This window comes from Staphylococcus sp. Mo2-1 (genome assembly GCF_046721385.1).
In the GTDB taxonomy this organism is placed as follows: Bacteria; Bacillota; Bacilli; order Staphylococcales; family Staphylococcaceae; genus Staphylococcus; species Staphylococcus equorum_A.
On record NZ_JBEUUK010000001.1, the window covers coordinates 2,858,263 to 2,877,945 of the forward strand.

Sequence of the window (19,683 nt, forward strand, 5' to 3'; positions counted from 1 at the left end):
TGATATGAAAAAATAATTTTTAATTGTTTATTAATTCAAATACATGAAAATGATATATATAGTTAAGTGACAACAACAATTGGAGGTAACATAATGAAATGTATTGTAGGCCTAGGCAATATAGGTAAACGTTTTGAACAAACAAAACATAATATTGGTTTTGAAGTTATAGATTACATGTTAGATCAAAATCAATTCTCATTAGATAAACAAAAATTTAAAGGTGCCTATACGATTGAACGTATGGCTGGAGAAAAAGTCATGTTTATTGAACCACTAACAATGATGAATTTGTCAGGCGAAGCGGTAGGCCCGTTAATGAAATATTATGATATAGATATAGATGATTTAGTTGTTTTATATGATGATTTAGATTTACCACAAGGAGAGATTCGCCTAAGACAAAAAGGCAGTGCTTGGTGGACATAATGGTATTAAATCAATGATTCAAGTACTAGGTACGGACCAATTCAAACGCATTAGAATCGGTGTAGATAGACCTTCAAATGGTATGTCAATTGTCGATTATGTGTTACAAAAATTTTCAAAACAAGAAATGCAAATAATGAATAAAGTAATAGAACATTCTGCGCGTGCAGTTGAGGCTTATATAGAAAGTTCTCGTTTTGACCGTGTGATGAATGAATATAATGGTGAAGTCAAGTGAAATCAATAATTACACAATATATAAATGAAGACAAACGATACCAAGAATTAAACGACGTATTTGGTAAAGAAAATGTACTGGTCACTGGCCTATCTGGCGCGACTAAATCAACGATTATAGCCGAAAAATATTTGCATAGTACTAAACAATTACTAGTTGTTACAAATAATTTATATCAAGCAGATAAATTGGAAAGTGATTTATTGCAATTTGTAGATGCAGACGAGGTCTACAAATATCCAATGCAAGATATCATGACAGAAGAATTCTCAACACAAAGCCCTCAATTTATGAGCGAGCGTGTACGTACACTAACGGCACTTGCTCAAGAAAAGAGAGGGTTATTTATCGTACCATTAAACGGTTTGAAAAAATGGCTCACTCCAGTTGAAATGTGGAAATCCCATCAGTTAACACTATCTGTAGGTGACGATATTGAAATTGATGAATTTTTAAATAAATTAGTAAATATGGGTTATCGCAGAGAAAGTGTAGTGTCACATATAGGTGAGTTTTCATTACGTGGAGGCATTGTTGATATTTACCCTTTAATTGGTCAACCAGTAAGAATTGAACTATTCGATACTGAAGTGGATTCGATTCGTGATTTTGATGTGGAGACACAAAGATCAAAAGAGAATATAGAAGAAGTCAATATTACAACAGCAAGTGATTATATTATCACAGACGATGTACTTAAACATACAAAGTTAAAATTAAAAGAAGCTTACGAAAATACACGTCCAAAAATTGAAAAATCAGCTCGTAATGATTTGAAAGAAACTTACGAAAGTTTCGAACTTTTTGAATCAACGATGTTTGACCATCAAGTATTACGTCGACTTGTGTCATTTATGTATGAACAGCCGACAACTATTATGGATTATTTTAAAGATGACGCTATTGTTGCAGTTGATGAACATAATAGAATTAAAGAAACTGAACAAACACTTATAACTGAAGTTGATGAATTTATGCAAAACCTGATAGAAAGTGGTAAAGGATTTATTGATCAAAACTTCTTGCAATATGATGGATTCGAAGCATTGTTGAAACATTATCCAGTGACGTATTTCACGTTATTCACAGCGACAATGCCTGTTCAACTCAATGAAATCATCAAGTTTTCATGTAAGCCCGTACAACAATTTTATGGTCAATATGATATTATGCGCTCAGAATTTCAGCGCTTTATTCAAAATGATTATACTGTCGTTGTGCTTGCTGAAACTGAAGTGAGAAAAGAACGTATTCAATCTATGCTCAATGAAATGCATATTCCAACATTTATCGATACGCCAAGTCAACGAAACGATGGAGGCAATGCAATCATTACTGAGGGTAGTTTATCAGAAGGCTTTGAGCTACCATATATGCAACTTGTCGTTGTGACGGAACGCGAACTATTCAAATCCAAACAAAAGAAAAAACCAAAACAACAAAAGACACTAACAAATGCTGAAAAAATTAAATCATATCAAGATTTAAAAGTAGGCGACTATGTCGTTCACGTGCACCACGGTGTTGGTAGATATTTAGGTGTTGAAACACTTGATGTCGGTGGCGTACATAAAGACTATATTAAACTTCAATATAAAGGGACAGACCAATTGTTTGTACCAGTTGATCAGATGGACCAAGTTCAAAAATATGTGGCATCAGAGGATAAGACACCTAGGTTAAATAAACTTGGTGGTACGGAATGGAAAAAAACAAAAGCTAAAGTACAACAAAGTGTTGAAGACATGGCTGATGAATTAATCGATCTATATAAAGAACGCGAAATGTCTGTTGGCTATAAATATGGTCCAGATACGGCAGAACAAAACGAATTTGAGATAGATTTCCCTTACGAATTAACGCCAGACCAAGGTAAATCAATTGAAGAAATTAAGCAGGACATGGAAATTGAACGCCCAATGGATCGATTGTTATGTGGTGATGTAGGTTATGGTAAGACAGAAGTGGCAGTACGTGCGGCCTTTAAAGCTGTTATGGAAGGAAAGCAAGTTGCCTTCTTAGTTCCAACTACAATTTTGGCACAACAGCACTATGAAACATTAATTGAGCGTATGCAGGATTTTCCAATCGAAGTCCAACTCATTAGTCGATTTAGAAGTACTAAAGAAGTTAAAGAAACAAAAGAACGATTAAAATCAGGCTTTGTTGATATCGTCGTAGGTACTCATAAATTATTAAGTAAAGATATTCATTATAAAGATTTAGGATTATTAATCGTGGATGAAGAACAGCGATTTGGCGTACGTCATAAAGAAAGAATTAAATCATTAAAAACGAATGTGGACGTTTTAACACTGACGGCTACGCCTATACCACGTACATTGCACATGAGTATGTTGGGTGTTCGTGATTTATCAGTGATTGAAACACCACCAGAAAATCGTTTTCCAGTACAAACTTACGTATTAGAACAGAATACGAATTTTATTAAAGAAGCACTAGAAAGAGAATTATCTAGAGAAGGGCAAGTCTTTTATTTATATAATAAAGTGCAGTCTATTTATGAAAAACGAGAGCAATTACAAATGTTAATGCCAGAAGCGAATATTGGTATTGCACATGGACAGATGAAAGAAGGAGACTTAGAAGAAACAATGCTAAGTTTCATTAATCATGAATACGATATTCTTGTGACGACTACAATCATCGAAACTGGGGTTGATGTTCCAAATGCCAACACACTCATTATCGAAGATGCGGACCGTTTCGGACTCAGTCAGTTATACCAATTAAGAGGTCGTGTCGGACGTTCGAGCCGTATTGGCTATGCTTATTTCTTACACCCTACGAATAAAGTATTGTCAGAAACAGCTGAAGACCGTTTGCAAGCAATTAAAGAATTTACTGAGTTAGGCTCAGGATTTAAAATTGCAATGCGTGATTTGAATATTCGAGGCGCGGGCAACCTCTTAGGTAAACAACAACATGGATTTATTGATTCTGTCGGTTTCGACCTTTACTCACAAATGCTAGAAGAAGCGGTGAATGAAAAACGTGGTGTTAAAGATGAGAAACAAGATGCACCTGAAATTGAAATTGAACTCAACATTGATGCTTATTTACCTGCTGAATATATTCAAAATGAACAGTCTAAAATAGAAATCTATAAAAAATTACGTAAGATTGAAACTGAAGCACAACTTATGGATGTAAAAGATGAATTAATAGATCGTTTCAATGATTACCCAGTAGAAGTAGAAAGACTGTTGGATATGATGGAGATAAAAGTTCACGCTTTAAATGCCGGAGTGGCGCTTATTAAAGATGTAGGCAAAAAGGTGGAAGTTTATCTGTCTGAAAAAGGAACGACAGATATTAACGGAGAAACGTTATTTAAACAAACCCAACCATTAGGCCGTGCAATGAAAGTTGGCGTTCAAGATGGTAAAATGAAAGTAACTTTAAATAAAGTAAGTAATTGGTTAGATAGTTTGAAATTCTTAGCGAAATGTTTAGAAGAAAGTATGGTTATATCAGATGAAATCTAAGGACGATAAGAATACGGCCTTCAACGGCGTAGTTGTTCTTACAATCGCACTTGTTATTGTTAAAATATTAAGCGCAATTTATCGTGTCCCATATCAAAATATACTTGGAGACGAAGGATTATATGCTTATCAACAAATATATCCGATTGTTGCTTTAGGTGTTATTTTAACAATGAATGCAATTCCAAGTGCAGTCACACAAACGTTTGGCACACAAGGGCAATCAAGACAATACACTAAAGTGTTGCTGAGGTTACAACTCATTAGTACTGTTTTTTTCTTGATTATTTTCATAGGTGCGCAGTGGATCGCACTCCTAATGGGTGACACTAATCTCACGCCAATGTTAAGAGCAGCAAGTTTTAGTTTCTTGTTTGTTGGTATATTGGGAGTGTATAGAGGTTATTATCAAGCGCATCAACATATGACTGTTCCAGCGATATCACAAGTCATAGAGCAAGTCATACGCGTTGTAATTATCATCATTGCTATTGTATTATTTATGACACAACAATGGTCTGTTTATACTGCTGGTACAGTAGCTATCATCGGTTCAGCAGTAGGATTTTTAGCATCCAGTATATTCCTAATGCAGGGCAAGCCTTTTAAGCTCAAGCAAGCGAATAAACTAAATGACAAAGCCATAGTAGAGTGGAAAAAGTTATCATTGGCCATTATCATCTTTGCTGTAAGTCAGCTTATCGTCATTGTTTGGCAAGTGATAGATAGCTTTACGGTCATACATGCACTTCAGAATGCAGGCTTAAATTTTCAAGAAGCAACCACGCAAAAAGGTATCTTTGATCGTGGGGCTTCATTTATACAAATGGGCTTAATTGTGACAACGACATTTTGTTTTGTTCTTATACCAATGCTTACCGATGCGATTAAAGCGCGAAATAACGTTCTGGTTAATAGATATGCGAATGCCTCTATCAAGATTACAGTTATGTTTAGTGTAGCAGCTGGTATTGGATTAATTAATTTACTACCGGTCATGAATAGTGTGTTTTTTAAAAATGATAGTCTGACTGGTACGTTATCTATCTATATGCTGACAGTTATATGTGTTTCGCTCATTATGATGGACATTGCTTTATTACAAGTGAAAAACCAAGTTCGCCCTGTGCTTTATGCATTTATCATTGGTGTGGTCAGTAAAGTAATACTCAATGTGATATTAATACCACAACTATTAATGCTAGGTGGTAGTATCAGCACTGTAATTTCACTTATTATATTTACACTCGTACTACATTATCACGTACTAAAACACTATAAATTCCAGATGATGAATAAATTTGTGATTAAATTGGTTGCTACGATGGTGATGCTGTCAGTGGCTGTTCAAATAGGAATGTGGCTTGTACCTACACAAAGTAGAATCACAGGTTTGATTGAATTAGTCATTGCGGCAGTGATTGGTGTATTGGTAATCATTTTCGCTATTGTACGTATGCATTTATTGAGTTATAGAGAATTAAAACATTTACCATTGGGCGATAAACTTTATCATATGAAAAGAGGGGAACATTAATGTCAGGTAAAATAACAATTGTTGGATTAGGTAACTACGGTATTGATGATTTACCTTTAGGTATCTACAAATTTCTTAAAAAACAAACAATGGTTTACACACGTACATTGGATCATCCTGTAATTAAAGAGTTAACCGCAGAAAATATACAATTCAAAAGTTTTGATAGTGAATACGAGGCACAAGCATCATTTGAGGGCGTTTATGAACGTATTGTGTCACAACTCATGGAAGCGGCCCAAAGTGATAATGTCATTTATACAGTACCTGGGCATCCGCGTGTAGCTGAAACGACAACTGTAAAATTAGAAGCTTATGCACAAAAGCATAATGATGTTCAGGTTGAAGTTTTGGGAGGCAAAAGCTTTATCGATGATATATTTGAAGCGGTAAAGATAGACCCTAACGATGGGTTTACATTACTCGATGCGACAGCGATAAAAAAAGAGCAGTTAAATATTCGTACCCATACGCTCATTACTCAAGTTTATAGCCCTATGACGGCAGGCGATTTAAAAGTGACGTTGATGGAACGTTATCATGATGAGCAAACAGTATTTATCGTCGACGGCGCACAAAATAACGCTGCAAATGTAATAGAAACACCGCTTTATGAATTAGACCATCATGCATCTGTTTTCAGTAATTTGTCGAGTGTATTCGTTCCGAAAGTAGAAAAAGAAGAAGCGTATTATAGTGATTTCTATTTTGCTGCGAACATTATAGATCAACTTGTCGATGACGAAACAGGCTGTCCTTGGGATAAAGTTCAAACACACCACACATTAAAACGTTATCTATTAGAAGAAACGTTTGAATTGTTTGAAGCAATAGATAACGAAGATGATTGGCACATCATTGAAGAATTGGGGGACATACTTTTACAAGTACTATTGCATACAAGCATTGGTAAAAAAGATGGGTTCCTTGATATAAATGAAGTGCTTCAAAGTCTTTCAGAAAAAATGATACGTAGACATCCACACATTTTTGGTGACGCTGAAGCGGAAACTGAAGAAGACTTAAAACATATATGGTCAGAAGCAAAAGCAAAAGAAGGTAAAACGAAACGTGTTAAATTTGAAAAAGTATTTGCAGAGCATTTCTTGAAGTTGTATGATAAAACAAAAAATATGTCGTTAGACGCAGATGCTTTAAGAAAAATTTTAGAGCAAGGAGGAAACAAATCATGAGATTAGATAAATATCTCAAAGTATCACGGTTAGTGAAACGTCGTACTTTAGCTAAAGAAATTAGTGATCAAGGACGTATTGCCGTCAATGGTTCAGTAGCGAAAGCAGGCACTGACGTAAAAGTAACAGATGAACTTGTAATCCGATTTGGACAAAAAGTAATCACAATTGAAGTTACTGGTTTAAGTGAACATGCGACTAAGGAAAATGCGAAAGGTATGTATGAATTAGTCAAAGAAGAAAAGGTTAGTGGAGACTAAAAAAGGAGGTGACAAGCAATGAGTAAAAAAGTTGAGAACATAGGGAATACGTTCACTTCTGCTGAAAATAAAAAGAAACAACAGCAAAAAATGAGAAGACGAGTCGTACGTAAACGTATAACTTTATTTGGTGGCATATTACTTATCCTCATTATTATTTTAACTGTAATGCTTGTCACTCAAAAACAAAGTAATATAGATGACGCGGCTGAGCGTCAAGAAAAAGAACAACAATATCAAAAGCAACAAGATGAAGAACTCGCATTAAAAGAACAATTAAACAATCTCAATGATAAAAGTTATATAGAGAAAGTTGCGCGAGATGATTACTATTTGAGCAATGATGGAGAAGTGATTTTCAAGTTGCACTGGAGAGAAATCCGAGGAAGATTCTAAATCATCAAAAGAGGATAAATAGTGAAATTTGTCATTTAAGTCACAATACCATTGTTAATTTATGCAAACAGGCATATAATAGGGTTAAAATCGAAACAAATCGGGAGGATTTATTTACAATATGTCAATCGAAGTAGGAAACAAGCTTAAAGGTAAAGTCACTGGTATTAAAAAGTTTGGCGCTTTCGTCGAACTTCCTGAAGGAAAGAGTGGCTTAGTTCACATAAGTGAAGTTGCAGATAATTACGTGGAAAACGTAGAAGATCATTTATCTGTTGGAGATGTAGTTGAAGTTAAAGTGCTTTCAATCGCTGATGATGGTAAAATTAGTTTATCAATTAAAAAAGCAAAAGATCGTCCACGTAGACCTCAAAGTAAACCCAATTATAAAAAACCTCAACCAAAAGGTGAGGACTTTGAAAAGAAATTAACAGATTTCTTGAAAGATAGTGAAGATAAATTAACATCTATTAAACGTCAAACAGAATCTAGACGTGGTGGAAAAGGCGCGAAACGTTAATCAATATATATATCGTAAGACTGTTGACACAGGAATTAATTTAATGACTTGAAAACAAAGTACAATAATTTTTTCCAAAATTAAGTTTGATTGTAACAATCTAAGACTGTTTTCTTACTTGAGGAAACAGTCTCTTTTTTGTTGTATATAAGTCATAATATTACGAGCATTTGCAGTGTTAAGGTAATATTAAGGGCAAGGAGGTAGATAAGTTGAGAGTAAATACTGAAGGCTGGGATAAAAGTAATCATATTGTATTGGCAGTTTCTACAGGTGTAGATAGTATGGTGCTTTTACATCAATTGATTACACGTTTAGCTGATTCATATACTAAGTTGACTTGTCTCCATGTAAATCACAATATCCGTCCTGTTGCGGCAGCAGAAGAACAATTTATTAAAGCGTATTGTGATAAACATCAAATCCCATTGCATATACAACATCTGGATTTGTCTGCTGTGATTGAAAAAGGTAATAGTATTGAAAGTGAAGCGAGAGCCGAACGTTATCATTGGTTTGATGATATGATGACTGAGTTAAATGCAGATGTATTACTTACGGCACACCATCAAGATGATCAGATTGAAACGATATTTTATCGACTTATGACTGGACGCTCTACGAGAAGTAGCTTGGGGATGACATATCTTTCTTCAAGAGGCCATTATAATTTATGTAAACCATTTTTAGAAGTCACGAAATCAGAAATACGTAACTATCAAACAAAACATAATGTTCCATATTATGAAGATGAATCGAATGCAGAAAATCATTATGTCAGAAATGATATTCGCAACCGCATATTACCTGATATAGAAAGTAATAAACACTTATCTACAGAACAATTGCTAAAATTACAAGACTGGCATGATGAACAATTATCAGTTGTGCGACATGAAGCTACAACATTTATCTCGGCATTTGTTGATTTTTGTAATGATGGCAGTGAAGTTACTTTTTCAAGAAAGCAGTTTTTAAATTTACGACATAGTGTCAAAATGGCAGTCTTAGATAAACTTTTTGCTGATTTACCACTAGATAAGTCGTTTACTGAGAAAACTTACAACGAATGGTTTCAACAACTTACAGAAAATGTAACACAATGCACATTATATGCGACACATGAATGGATAATTCACATCGCTTATGATAAATTTATAATAATGGCAAATTGTAAGGAAAAACTAGCTCCGACTAAGATTGATCAACCAGGTGCATACAACTATGGTCGCTATAGCATTGATATTACTAATGAATTTCCTACATTCGAGTATCCTATAGTTATCCGTACAAGAAAAGACGGCGACAAATTTGAACTGAATGGTATGAAAGGGCATAAAAAAATAAGTAGACTGCTTATTGATAAAAAGGTTATACAAACTGAACGTAACCAAATGCCAGTTATAGTTAATGCATACAATGAGATTATTGCTGTTGGCACATTATATTTAAAGCGTAAATACAATCAATCAATTTTTATACGAAATATGGGAGAGGAATGAAAATATGCGAGATGATTTAAAAGACATTTTATTGTCAGAGGAAGATATACACCAAATTTGTGAAGAGCTAGGTAAGAAAATAACAGAGGAATACAAAGGGAAACCACTTGTATGTATTGGCATATTAAAAGGTTCTGTTATGTTTATGGCAGATTTAATTAAATATATTGATACGCATTTAGCTATCGACTTCATGGATGTTTCTAGTTATCACGGAGGCACTGAATCAACAGGAGAAGTAAAAATCTTGAAAGACTTAAGTGGATCTATTGAAAATAAAGATGTTTTAATTATTGAAGACATTCTAGAAACGGGTACTACTTTAAAATCAATTACTGAATTACTTGAATCACGTCGTGTTAACTCACTTGAAATTGTTACGCTACTTGATAAACCTAACCGTCGTAAAGCAAACATTGAAGCAAAATACGTAGGTAAAAAGATACCTGATGAATTTGTAGTAGGCTATGGTTTAGATTATGCTGAACATTATAGAAATTTACCTTACATTGGTACATTGAAACCAGAAATCTATTCAAAATAAGCAGTACAATTTATTCATAGAAAAAGTTGTTATATACTGTAAGTTACAGTCGAATTAAGTTAGTGAATGTGAAAAGTAGGGTTAGACTTAAATCATTTGAAATTTAATACATAAACTTGTAGGTACGTGACAATATATAATATTCATTTAACTTTAAGCATAATAGAAAAATAAAACTAAAGGGTAAAACAATAAGAATTGTAAACATAATGCAAAAGTTGAAATAGTAGCCGAAAACTCGAGTGTTGTGTTACAATTTTTGTTAGTTTTATAATTGAAGTAGGAGGAAACGACGCATGCAGAAAGCCTTTCGTAACGTGCTAGTTATCGCAATCATTGGCGTTATTATTTTTGGCTTGTTTTCGTGGCTTAACGGAAATGGGAATATGCCAAAACAGCTTACATATAATCAATTTGTTAAGCAGTTAGATAAAGGTGAGTTAAAATCACTTGAAATTCAACCTGAACAAAATGTATATATGGTAAGTGGTAAAACAGATAAAGATGAAGAGTATTCTTCAACTATTTTATATAACAACGATAAAGAGCTAGAAAAAATAACTGATAAAGCACAAAGTCAAGACGGATTGAAATTTACAGTTAAAGAAGAAGAAAAACAAAGTGTATTTGTAAGTATATTAACAACATTAATTCCTGTATTAATTATCGCACTCTTATTTATATTCTTCCTCAGCCAAGCCCAAGGTGGCGGCGGTGGCGGTGGTAATCGTATGATGAACTTTGGTAAATCCAAAGCGAAAACGTACGATAATCAACAAAAACGTGTACGCTTCACTGATGTAGTCGGTGCAGATGAAGAGAAACAAGAATTAATTGAAATAGTCGATTTCTTAAAAGACAATAAACAATTTAAACAAATGGGTTCTAGAATTCCTAAAGGTGTTCTTTTAGTTGGCCCTCCTGGTACAGGTAAAACATTATTAGCTCGTGCAGTTGTTGGTGAAGCCGGTACGCCGTTCTTCTCAATTAGTGGTTCAGACTTCGTTGAGATGTTTGTGGGTGTTGGTGCAAGCCGTGTACGTGACTTGTTCGAAAATGCTAAGAAAAACGCGCCTTGTATCATCTTTATTGATGAAATCGATGCAGTTGGTCGTCAACGTGGTGCCGGTGTAGGTGGTGGCCATGATGAGCGTGAGCAAACATTGAACCAATTACTCGTTGAAATGGATGGATTTGGTGACAATGAAGGTATCATTATGATCGTCGCTACAAACCGCCCAGACATTTTAGACCCAGCGTTATTACGTCCAGGTCGTTTCGACAGACAAATTCAAGTAGGTCGCCCAGATGCTAAAGGTCGTGAAGCAATTCTTCATGTTCATGCGAAGGACAAACCATTTGATGAAACAGTTGACTTAAAAGCAGTTTCAGAAAGAACACCAGGTTTCTCTGGTGCAGATTTAGAAAACTTATTAAACGAAGCATCATTAGTTGCTGTACGTGAAGGTAAGAAAAAAATTGATATGCGTGATATTGAAGAAGCGACAGACCGCGTTATCGCCGGTCCAGCTAAAAAATCTCGTGTAATCTCTGAAAAAGAACGTAATATTGTAGCACACCATGAAGCTGGTCATACAATTATTGGTATGGTACTTGATGAAGCTGAAGTTGTTCATAAAGTTACAATCGTACCTCGTGGACAAGCTGGCGGTTACGCAATGATGTTACCAAAACAAGATCGCTTCTTAATGACAGAAAAAGAATTATTAGATAAAATTTGTGGTCTACTTGGTGGACGTGTATCTGAGGATATTACCTTTAATGAAGTATCTACAGGTGCATCTAACGACTTTGAACGTGCAACACAAATTGCACGTCAAATGGTTACTGAATATGGTATGAGTGAAAAAATCGGAACGGTTCAATTCACAAATAGCAACGGTGGCCAAGTGTTCTTAGGAAAAGAAATGCAAGGTGACACTGAATTTTCAGGACAAATTGCATATGAAATTGATAAAGAAGTGCAACGTATCATTAAAGAACAATACGAGCGTTGTAAGACTATCTTGTTAGAGCATAAATCACAGTTAGATTTAATTGCTGAATCATTATTAACTGAAGAAACATTAGTTGCCGAACAAATCCAATCATTATTTAACGATGGTGTCTTACCAGAAGTTGATTATGATAGCGCCAAAGTTGTGGAACATAAAGACGATAACTTTGAAGAAGGAAAATACGGTAAATCTTACGAGGACGTTCGTAAAGAACAACTATCTTCAGATGATGAAACACAGGATAACGATAAAGAAAATGAACAACAAGACAGCGATGACACTGAAAAAACAGGTCATGAACAAGCACCTAATATCGATAAACCTAGCAATCCAAGCGATCCGAATGATCCAAGTAACAGAAATTAATAACTGAACTTAAAGCTTCTTTCTGCTATCATATTGATAGTAGAAAGAAGCTTTTTTTAATAACAAGATATGATGGAACAATTTCCAAACAGATGTTTCGCATTTTCTACTTCGAACGATTACAATAAATTGCATTGATAAAAAGTGTAAAAACAATCTTAGAGTTAAGATATAAAAAACATTTTCAAAACTAGATGATATTAAAGGAGAAATAAACAAAATGACTAACGATTATATAGTTAAAGCATTAGCTTTTGGAGGACAAATTCGCGCTTATAGTGCGTTAACAACTGAAAGTGTTCAAGAAGCACAAACAAGACATTATACTTGGCCGACTGCTTCAGCAGCCCTTGGACGTACGATGACAGCAACAGTGATGATGGGTGCAATGCTCAAAGGCGATCAAAAATTAACAGTTACTGTTGATGGTAAAGGCCCAATTGGTAAAATAATTGCTGACGCTGATGCTAAAGGAAATATAAGAGGCTATGTTTCAAACCCTCAGACACATTTCCCTTTAAATGATGCTTGGTAAATTAGATGTTAGCCGTGCGGTTGGTTCAGAAGGCGCATTGACAGTTGTAAAAGATGTTGGAATGAAGGATTATTTTTCTGGTTCTAGTGAACTCGTTTCTGGTGAATTAGGAGATGATTTCACTTATTACTTTGCTAAAAGTGAACAAGTACCATCATCAGTAGGTTTAGGCGTATTAGTTAATCCTGACAATTCAATTAAAGCTGCAGGTGGGTTTTTAATACAAGTTATGCCAGGCGCAGAAGATGAAACAGTGGATAAACTTGAAAAAGCAATCAATCAAATGACTCCAGTTTCGAAACTGATTGATCAAGGTTTAACGCCTGAAGAAATTCTTTTCGAAATACTAGGGGAAGAAAACGTACAATTATTAGAAAATCTTCCTACACGTTTCGATTGTAATTGTGGTCATGAAAAATTCTTGACTGCTATTAAAGGTTTAGGAGAAGCTGAAATTCAAGATATGATTGATAAAGATCATGGCGCAGAAGTTGAATGTCATTTCTGTAGAAATAAATATGATTTTTCAGAAGATGAGTTACATGGATTAATAGAAAATAGTAAGTAAAAGGTATAAACTAGATATAGAATATACTATTGAACAAAAAAATTGCTACATCAAATCTTCATAGTTGTATTTGCTGAAAAATCTGATAAAATATAAAGTATATCCGAGAGAAAAAGTAGGTTTTAAACTTTTTAATGAAAAGGAGCAATACTAAATGACAAATAAACCAGTAGACAATATCGTAAAAGCAATTGGCAATACACCTGTTGTTAAGTTAAACAACGTTGTGGGGGAAGATGCCGCAGACGTATATGTGAAACTTGAATATCAAAATCCAGGTGGCTCTGTAAAAGACCGTATTGCATTAGCAATGATTGAAGAAGCTGAACAAGCAGGTAAAATTAAACCAGGCGATACAATTGTTGAACCGACAAGTGGTAACACAGGAATCGGCTTAGCTTTTGTTTGTGCGGCTAAAGGTTATAAAGCAGTATTTACGATGCCTGAAACAATGAGTCAAGAACGTCGTAACTTATTAAAAGCATACGGCGCAGAATTAGTATTAACACCTGGATCAGAAGCAATGAAAGGTGCAATCAAAAAAGCTAAAGAGTTAAAAGAAGAATTTGGTTATTACGAACCACAACAATTCGAAAACCCAGCAAATCCTCGTGTACACGAATTAACAACTGGACCAGAATTAGTTGAACAATTTGAAGGCAAAACAATTGATTCATTCTTAGTCGGTGTAGGTACTGGTGGAACACTCAGTGGTGCGGGTAAAGTATTAAAAGAAAAATACCCAGACATCAATCTTGTAGCGATTGAACCAGAAGACTCACCTATCTTAAGTGGTGGCGAACCTGGTCCCCATAAATTACAAGGTTTAGGTGCAGGATTTGTACCAGATACTTTAGATACAAACGTTTATGATGAAATTATCAAAGTAGGTAATGAAGCTGCGATGGATATGTCACGTAGAGTTGCTAAAGAAGAAGGTATCTTAGGTGGTATTTCTTCAGGTGCGGCGATTGTTGCGGCGATTGAAAAAGCAAAATCATTAGGTAAAGGTAAAACAGTTGTTACTGTATTACCAAGTAATGGTGAACGTTATCTTTCTACACCGTTATATTCATTTGATGACTAAGCGATATATATTTAACAATTACCGACCACATTTGCATGTGAGTCGGTTTTTTGTATGTATATAAAGCAATATAAGTAAGCAAAGTAAAAACAATAAACTAGTATATTTGATTTCAAGTTTTGATTACTGAAAAAAATGAAAATTAACGTTATTATAGAATAGTAAATAAAATACATAAGAAAAAATCATTTATAAAGTGAAAGGAAGAAGAATAATTATGACGCATACAAAAATTATGGGCATATTAAATGTAACTCCTGACTCTTTTTCCGATGGTGGTAAATATAATACAGTTGAAAAAGCGATTAAGAGAGCAAAAGAAATGATGGACGAAGGTGTAGATATTATAGATGTCGGTGGGATATCTACCCGTCCAGGCTTTGAAGAGATAAGCGTTGAGGAAGAGTTGGAGCGTGTTGTGCCTGTTGTAAGCGCGTTGGCTGAATTAGATGTACAACTATCTATAGATACTTATCGTAGTGAAGTGGCAGAAGCCGCAATGAAATTAGGCGCCACGATGATTAATGATCAATGGGCAGGACACTATGACGAACGTATTTTCAACGTAGTAGCGAAATACAATGGTGAAATTGTACTCATGCACAATGGTGATGGTCAAAGAACAGAACCTGTAGTGGATGAGATGTTGTTGTATTTATTAAAACAAGCGAATAAAGCGGAAATGGCAGGTATACCTCAACATAAAGTATGGATTGATCCGGGTGTTGGCTTTGCAAAAACACGTGAAGAAGAAAAAGAAGTGATGTCATGTTTAGATGAACTTGTAGCGACGGGTTATCCTGTACTATTAGCAACAAGTAGAAAAAGGTTCATAAAAGAAATGATAGGCACAGAAACAACACCTACTGAACGTGATGAAGCAACGGCGGGCACTACTGCGTATGGTATAATGAAAGGCGTAAAAGCGGTAAGAGTTCATAATGTTGCATTAAATGTTCGATTAGGGCAAAGCATGGACTATTTAAAGGAGAATGACGATGAGCGACACAATATTTCTTAATGGCATGAGATTCTATAGTTATCATGGTGCGCTTCCAGCTGAAAATGATATCGGACAAATATTTATTGTTGATGTCACAATGAAAGTTGATTTGAGTATGGTCGGGCAATCTGATGATGTTACAGATACAGTCCATTATGGTGAAATTTTTGAAGAAGTAAAAGCAATCATGGAAGGTAAGCCTGTAAATTTATTAGAGCATCTAGCTGAACGTATTGCAAAACGTATAAATTCACACTATAATCGTGTAATGGAAACGAAAGTTAGAATCACTAAAGAAAATCCACCTATACCTGGTCATTATGACGGTGTGGGCGTTGAAATAGTGAGGGAGAATCTCTAATGGAATATGCTTATTTAGGATTAGGAAGTAATGTTGGAGAAAGAGCGGCACAACTTGATGAAGCAATCCGTATATTAGATAATACAGAGGGCATTCAAGTAACGCAAAAATCCCCGATATATGAAACAGAGCCAGTAGGTTATGTCGACCAACCACAATTTTTAAATCAATGTATTGAGATTTATACATCATTAACACCACAAGATTTATTAAAAGAATGTCTGCATACTGAACAACAGTTACACCGAGTAAGAGATATACGTTGGGGCCCTAGAACTTTAGATGTTGATATTTTATTATTTGGCAATCATATTATTGATGAAGAAGATTTAAGCGTACCGCACCCACGTATGCTCGGAGCGTGCGTTTGTACTTATACCATTAAATGATATAGCATCTGATTGTGTAGAACCTCATTCTAATAAAAAAATTGGAAGTATAGTGACTGCAGACGATTCAGTCAAAATGTATAAAGATTAATAGTTATAAAATGTGTGGAAAATGGGAGTCGTAGAGATATATAATAGAGTAGTTCTTGCTCCTATGGCTAGTGTAGATAAAGTTACATTTCAGCTTACAGTCAAAATGGATGTAGGCTAAATGTGTACTTTATGTAAATGGTAAGACTAGAAAAGCTTTGAAATAAACAGAACAACAAATGATAGATAACCATCAAACGTTCCAAGTGAAAATAGAAGCTAAAGTAGAATAAAAAATAGAACAAGAAGCATAAAGGAGAGAAAGTAATGTCAGAAGAAATGAACGACCAAATGCAAGTTCGCCGTCAAAAATTACAAGAATTATATGATTTAGGTATCGATCCTTTTGGTCAAAAATTTGAGCGTACTTCTACAGCTGCCCCATTGCATGAAGATTGGGACACATATACAAAAGAAGAATTACATGACAAAGAAGATGAAAGCAACGTAAGTATCGCCGGTCGTCTAATGACTAAACGTGGAAAAGGTAAAGCTGGATTTGCCCATGTTCAAGATTTAACTGGTCAAATACAAATTTACGTAAGAAAAGATCAAGTTGGAGACGAACAATTCGAAGTTTGGAATTCTGCAGATCTTGGAGACATTGTAGGCATAGAAGGTGTAATGTTCAAAACGAATACAGGTGAATTGTCTGTTAAAGCTAAAGCGTTCACGTTGTTGACTAAAGCATTACGTCCATTACCTGATAAATTCCATGGTTTACAAGACATCGAACAGCGTTATCGTCAACGTTACCTTGACTTAATTACAAACCAAGATAGCACGCAAACATTTATTAACCGCAGTAAAATATTGCAAGAAATGCGTAATTACTTAAATCAAAGAGGATTTTTAGAAGTAGAAACGCCTATGATGCACCAAATTCCTGGTGGAGCTGCTGCGCGTCCTTTCGAAACACATCACAATGCTTTAGACGCAACATTATATATGCGAATTGCAATCGAATTACATTTGAAACGTTTAATTGTAGGTGGATTAGAAAAAGTTTATGAAATTGGACGTGTTTTCAGAAACGAAGGCGTATCAACGAGACATAATCCAGAATTCACTATGATTGAATTATATGAAGCGTATGCTGACTATCACGATATCATGGATATAACTGAGAATATGATTAGACATATTTCTGAAAAAGTACTTGGTACTGCTAGAGTAAACTATGGCGAAGAGATTATAGATTTAGAGTCTGATTGGAAACGAGTTCATATGGCTGATGCAGTTAAAGAAGAAACAGGTGTAGACTTCTTCGAGGTACAAACTGACGAAGAAGCTAAATCATTAGCTAAAGAACATGGTATTGAAATAACAGATAATATGAAATATGGTCATATCTTAAATGAGTTCTTTGAGCAAAAAGTTGAAGAGACATTAATTCAACCAACATTTATTTATGGGCATCCAATCGAAATCTCACCACTAGCTAAGAAAAATCCAGAGGACCCAAGATTTACGGATCGCTTTGAATTATTCATAGTAGGTAGAGAACATGGTAATGCATTCACAGAATTAAATGATCCTATTGATCAAAGAGCAAGATTTGAAGCGCAATTAGTAGAAAAAGAAGAAGGTAATGATGAAGCACATGAAATGGATGAAGATTTCATTGAAGCATTAGAGTACGGCATGCCTCCAACAGGTGGTTTAGGTATTGGTATTGATAGATTAGTTATGCTACTTACTGATTCTGCTTCTATCCGTGATGTATTGTTATTCCCTTATATGAAACAAAAATAAATTATTAAAAGCTGGGTATAAGCTAAGTAATAATTGATTTAGTCATTTAATCTAGATCATATGTTGCGATTTCACATTGGTGAGACGTAATATATGGTCTTTTTTTCTTTTTGGTTTCTATAGACAGGCCACAAATGAGAGAGAATAGAGGATAATAAGTCTAAATAAATTAATTAAATTAGTAATAAGATACAATTAAGTATTATAATGCTATTAAAATATAATAATATCCTAAAAAAGGTATGGTAAAGATAGATTCTATGTGATAAGATTATTCAAGTCGAGTTAAGGAAACGAAACAAGACATGCATAAACATTTAAAATATTTATTTTCGAGAAATGTTCGGAAAGTATTGACTTTAAAGTGAAAATGAATTAATATATAAAAGTCGTCAAAAACGACAAGCACTACATACATAACTCAAGTAAAAGTCTTGTAAACAAATCTTTAAGATAGTGTAAAATTGACTATTGCAAATGATTAACAAACAATGTATTATTAATTGAGTAAGTTAATTTGTCTGGTGGCAATAGCAAAGAGGTCACACCTGTTCCCATGCCGAACACAGTAGTTAAGCTCTTTAGCGCCGATGGTAGTCGGACTTACGTTCCGCAAGAGTAGGACGTTGCCAGGCTTTATATTAAAAATATGTGGAGAATTAGCTCAGGCGGGAGAGCATCTGCCTTACAAGCAGAGGGTCGGCGGTTCGAACCCGTCATTCTCCATCACTTCATGATAGCCGGCCTAGCTCAACTGGTAGAGCAACTGACTTGTAATCAGTAGGTTGGGGGTTCAAGTCCTCTGGCCGGCACCATTTCATGAGCCATTAGCTCAGTTGGTAGAGCATCTGACTTTTAATCAGAGGGTCAGTGGTTCGAGCCCACTATGGCTCATACAGTTTTATTTGCAGAAGTAGTTCAGCGGTAGAATACGACCTTGCCAAGGTCGGGGTCGCGGGTTCGAATCCCGTCTTCTGCTCCATTATTTTTGCCGGGGTGGCGGAACTGGCAGACGCACAGGACTTAAAATCCTGCGGTGAGAGATCACCGTACCGGTTCGATTCCGGTTCTCGGCATTATCATTTTTAATATAGCGCCCGTAGCTCAACTGGATAGAGTACTTGACTACGAATCAAGAGGTTACAGGTTCGACCCCTGTCGGGCGCACCATCTTTAAAAGTGTTAATCAATTAAATTATGTACGGGAAGTAGCTCAGCTTGGTAGAGCACTTGGTTTGGGACCAAGGGGTCGCAGGTTCGAATCCTGTCTTCCCGACTCTTTAAAATTCATATGGGGGCTTAGCTCAGATGGGAGAGCGCCTGCTTTGCACGCAGGAGGTCAGCGGTTCGATCCCGCTAGTCTCCACCATATTATTTATTGAA

Annotated in this window: 12 protein-coding genes, 8 tRNA genes, 1 rRNA gene and 4 pseudogenes; all 25 read left to right on the top strand. The window is 35.2% G+C overall.

Annotation, left to right across the window (positions count from 1 at the left end):
* Positions 1-93 precede the first annotated feature (93 nt).
* Positions 94-667, top strand: a pseudogene (gene pth / locus ABLV95_RS14510) (aminoacyl-tRNA hydrolase).
* Positions 664-4,176 carry a transcription-repair coupling factor gene (mfd, locus tag ABLV95_RS14515; RefSeq protein WP_460876043.1) on the top strand — a complete coding sequence of 1,171 codons (3,513 nt, stop codon included), beginning with the start codon at positions 664-666 and terminating at the stop codon, positions 4,174-4,176. Before pth ends, mfd begins: the two are co-directional and overlap by 4 nt.
* Positions 4,166-5,713: an oligosaccharide flippase family protein gene (locus tag ABLV95_RS14520; RefSeq protein ID WP_427705498.1), complete on the top strand. Its 1,548-nt coding sequence runs from the start codon at positions 4,166-4,168 to the stop codon at positions 5,711-5,713. Before mfd ends, ABLV95_RS14520 begins: the two co-directional genes overlap by 11 nt.
* On the top strand, positions 5,713-6,906 hold the full coding sequence (locus ABLV95_RS14525; RefSeq protein WP_427705495.1) for a MazG nucleotide pyrophosphohydrolase domain-containing protein: 1,194 nt from the start codon (positions 5,713-5,715) through the stop codon (positions 6,904-6,906). The genes ABLV95_RS14520 and ABLV95_RS14525 overlap by 1 nt, the downstream gene beginning before the upstream one ends.
* Positions 6,903-7,166: an RNA-binding S4 domain-containing protein gene (locus tag ABLV95_RS14530; protein WP_057511366.1), complete on the top strand. Its 264-nt coding sequence runs from the start codon at positions 6,903-6,905 to the stop codon at positions 7,164-7,166. The genes ABLV95_RS14525 and ABLV95_RS14530 overlap by 4 nt, the downstream gene beginning before the upstream one ends.
* Positions 7,167-7,184: 18 nt before the next feature.
* A pseudogene (locus ABLV95_RS14535) lies at positions 7,185-7,584 on the top strand (FtsB family cell division protein).
* A gap of 99 nt (positions 7,585-7,683) precedes the next feature.
* On the top strand, positions 7,684-8,082 hold the full coding sequence (locus tag ABLV95_RS14540) for a S1 domain-containing RNA-binding protein (RefSeq protein ID WP_002508751.1): 399 nt from the start codon (positions 7,684-7,686) through the stop codon (positions 8,080-8,082).
* Positions 8,083-8,294: 212 nt separating this feature from the next.
* A complete protein-coding gene (gene tilS / locus ABLV95_RS14545; RefSeq protein WP_427705492.1) occupies positions 8,295-9,584 on the top strand; it encodes a tRNA lysidine(34) synthetase TilS in 1,290 nt (429 codons plus the stop codon).
* A gap of 4 nt (positions 9,585-9,588) precedes the next feature.
* Entirely contained in the window at positions 9,589-10,128 is a 540-nt protein-coding gene (gene hpt, locus ABLV95_RS14550; RefSeq protein WP_002508753.1) for a hypoxanthine phosphoribosyltransferase, read from the top strand.
* 296 nt (positions 10,129-10,424) lie between these two features.
* A complete protein-coding gene (gene ftsH, locus ABLV95_RS14555) occupies positions 10,425-12,512 on the top strand; it encodes an ATP-dependent zinc metalloprotease FtsH (RefSeq protein WP_460872319.1) in 2,088 nt (695 codons plus the stop codon).
* Positions 12,513-12,732: 220 nt separating this feature from the next.
* Positions 12,733-13,615 (top strand): annotated as a pseudogene (hslO, locus tag ABLV95_RS14560) (Hsp33 family molecular chaperone HslO).
* 154 nt (positions 13,616-13,769) lie between these two features.
* Positions 13,770-14,702: a cysteine synthase A gene (gene cysK, locus ABLV95_RS14565; RefSeq protein ID WP_460876046.1), complete on the top strand. Its 933-nt coding sequence runs from the start codon at positions 13,770-13,772 to the stop codon at positions 14,700-14,702.
* A gap of 217 nt (positions 14,703-14,919) precedes the next feature.
* Positions 14,920-15,723 (top strand): dihydropteroate synthase, encoded by an 804-nt coding sequence (gene folP, locus ABLV95_RS14570; RefSeq protein ID WP_427705487.1) that lies wholly within the window; start codon positions 14,920-14,922, stop codon positions 15,721-15,723.
* On the top strand, positions 15,701-16,066 hold the full coding sequence (gene folB, locus ABLV95_RS14575; protein WP_460872321.1) for a dihydroneopterin aldolase: 366 nt from the start codon (positions 15,701-15,703) through the stop codon (positions 16,064-16,066). The genes folP and folB overlap by 23 nt, the downstream gene beginning before the upstream one ends.
* Positions 16,066-16,546 (top strand): annotated as a pseudogene (gene folK, locus ABLV95_RS14580) (2-amino-4-hydroxy-6-hydroxymethyldihydropteridine diphosphokinase). The gene folB and the pseudogene folK overlap by 1 nt, the downstream one beginning before the upstream one ends.
* A gap of 266 nt (positions 16,547-16,812) precedes the next feature.
* The gene (gene lysS / locus ABLV95_RS14585; RefSeq protein ID WP_427705480.1) at positions 16,813-18,300 is read left to right on the top strand and encodes a lysine--tRNA ligase; all 1,488 of its coding nucleotides are present in this window, start codon (positions 16,813-16,815) and stop codon (positions 18,298-18,300) included.
* Between the two features lie 520 nt (positions 18,301-18,820).
* Positions 18,821-18,935, top strand: a 5S ribosomal RNA gene (gene rrf / locus ABLV95_RS14590).
* An 18-nt stretch (positions 18,936-18,953) separates the two neighbouring features.
* Positions 18,954-19,026 (top strand) — tRNA-Val (locus ABLV95_RS14595).
* A 13-nt stretch (positions 19,027-19,039) separates the two neighbouring features.
* Positions 19,040-19,115 (top strand) — tRNA-Thr (locus tag ABLV95_RS14600).
* A gap of 6 nt (positions 19,116-19,121) precedes the next feature.
* Positions 19,122-19,194, top strand: a tRNA-Lys gene (locus tag ABLV95_RS14605).
* A gap of 13 nt (positions 19,195-19,207) precedes the next feature.
* Positions 19,208-19,282, top strand: a tRNA-Gly gene (locus ABLV95_RS14610).
* Positions 19,283-19,290: 8 nt separating this feature from the next.
* A tRNA-Leu gene (locus tag ABLV95_RS14615) sits at positions 19,291-19,376 on the top strand.
* 17 nt (positions 19,377-19,393) lie between these two features.
* A tRNA-Arg gene (locus ABLV95_RS14620) sits at positions 19,394-19,470 on the top strand.
* Positions 19,471-19,502: 32 nt separating this feature from the next.
* Positions 19,503-19,576, top strand: a tRNA-Pro gene (locus ABLV95_RS14625).
* A 17-nt stretch (positions 19,577-19,593) separates the two neighbouring features.
* Positions 19,594-19,669 (top strand) — tRNA-Ala (locus ABLV95_RS14630).
* Positions 19,670-19,683: the final 14 nt, after the last annotated feature.